Source organism: Psychrobacter sp. 1U2 (assembly GCF_051847575.1).
In genome coordinates, this window is the sequence record NZ_JBPYDC010001670.1 from 1 (window position 1) to 546 (window position 546).

1 protein-coding gene is annotated in these 546 nt (G+C 49.8%); it reads left to right on the forward strand.

Translation table 11 applies throughout. The annotated features are described in order from the left end of the window. Positions 1-546: zinc finger domain-containing protein (locus ACS8FD_RS23790; protein ID WP_439277664.1), on the forward strand; the 546-nt coding region annotated here is incomplete at both ends.

Sequence of the window (546 nt, forward strand, 5' to 3'; positions counted from 1 at the left end):
CCTGAAGCTGAAGAAAAATTCAAAGAAGCGTCCATGGCATATGAAGTCTTGAGCGATGCAGACAAACGCTCAGCCTATGATCGTATGGGTCATGCTGCCTTTGAAAATGGTATGGGCGGTGGCGGCTTTGGCGGGGCAGGCGCAGGTAACTTCCAAGATATCTTTGGCGATATCTTTGGGAACTTCGGTGATATCTTTGGTCAGTCACGCGGCGGCGGCGGCGGGCGTTCACGCCGTGGTTCTGATCTGCGTTATGTAATCGAGCTGACACTAGAAGAAGCAGTACGTGGCTGCAAAAAAGAGATCAGCTTTACTGCACCAGCCCCTTGTGATACTTGTGATGGTAAAGGCGCAAAAGACGCCTCTGATGTGGTTACGTGTCAGACCTGTCATGGTCAAGGTCAGATTCGTATGCAGCAAGGTTTCTTTGCGGTACAGCAAGCTTGTCCACATTGCGGTGGCACGGGTAAACAGATTAAAAACCCATGTCCTGACTGTCATGGTGATGGCGTCAAAGAAAAGTCACGTACGCTAGAAGTTTCTATT